Source organism: Shewanella saliphila (genome assembly GCF_014648295.1).
In the GTDB taxonomy this organism is placed as follows: domain Bacteria; phylum Pseudomonadota; class Gammaproteobacteria; order Enterobacterales; family Shewanellaceae; genus Shewanella; species Shewanella saliphila.
In genome coordinates this window covers 1-983 of record NZ_BMQV01000106.1, presented here as the reverse complement: position 1 = coordinate 983, position 983 = coordinate 1, and the positions used below count along the sequence as shown (strand labels likewise).

Sequence of the window (983 nt, the reverse complement as noted above, 5' to 3'; positions counted from 1 at the left end):
CAAGATGTGACGGCTTACATGAAATATTACAACTTGGAGCGACTTCATTCAGCTAATGGTGATCTGTCACCGGTAGAGTTTGAAAATTCTCAATTAAAAGTGTCCAGTTTGGCTTGACCAGTACAACAAAACGATTAACGTAAGTAAAGGTTCATTAAATATTACGGTTACGGCTACGGGGACATTACAACCGGTCAATCAAGTTGAAGTAGGATCTGAAATTTCTGGAACCATTAAAACGGTATTAGTCGATTTCAATGATTATGTAGAAAAAGACCAGATACTTGCTCGCATGAACACCGATCAATTAGAAGCTAAAGTTAGCCAAGCAAGGGCATCACTTGATTCAGCAAAAGCTCAAGTTAAGCAAATAGAAGCCACCATTGTAGAAACTCAAAAAGCCTTAACTCGTTATCGTCAATTAGTTAAAAAAGACTTGTATTCAGTACAAGAATTAGACGTTTCGCAAGCATCATATGACCGAGCGGTCGCTAACCTTGCCAGTGCTAAAGCGTTAGTCGCTCAATCACAAGCAGCACTGGATGCTGAATTAACCACTTTGGCAAAAGCGACCATACATTCTCCCATTGATGACATAGTATTAATTCGTGATGTTGAGCCTGGGCAAACTATGGCCGCGTCGTTCCAAACCCCTGTGATGTTTACTCTCGCCGAAAACCTCACTCAAATGGAATTGCATGTCGATGTAGATGAAGCTGATGTAGGTCAAATTAACGTAGGGCAAAAAGCATTATTTACAGTAGATGCTTAAGCAAACAGAAACTTTCCTGCAACGATAACCGACGTGCATTTTGCCTCGCAAACAATAGACGGCGTGGTGACATATGAAACCGTTTGGTAATCTCCCCATTTTTAACTGAGATCAAAAGTAGATATTTAGGCCACTAGTGCCAGTTTTTGCTTTGGTGGGACACCACCAATTGCTGTATTGGGTCTTTCATTGTTATAAAACCATAGCCATT

General features: G+C 40.5%; 2 protein-coding genes. Both read left to right on the top strand.

The window, feature by feature from the left end; genetic code table 11:
* Nucleotides 1–117, top strand: a 117-nt coding sequence (locus IEY48_RS20290; RefSeq protein WP_133306622.1) for an IS3 family transposase, incomplete at its 5' end; no start/stop codon positions are given.
* 16 nt (nucleotides 118–133) lie between these two features.
* Nucleotides 134–772 (top strand): efflux RND transporter periplasmic adaptor subunit, encoded by a 639-nt coding sequence (locus tag IEY48_RS20285; protein WP_268244305.1) that lies wholly within the window; start codon nucleotides 134–136, stop codon nucleotides 770–772.
* Nucleotides 773–983: the final 211 nt, after the last annotated feature.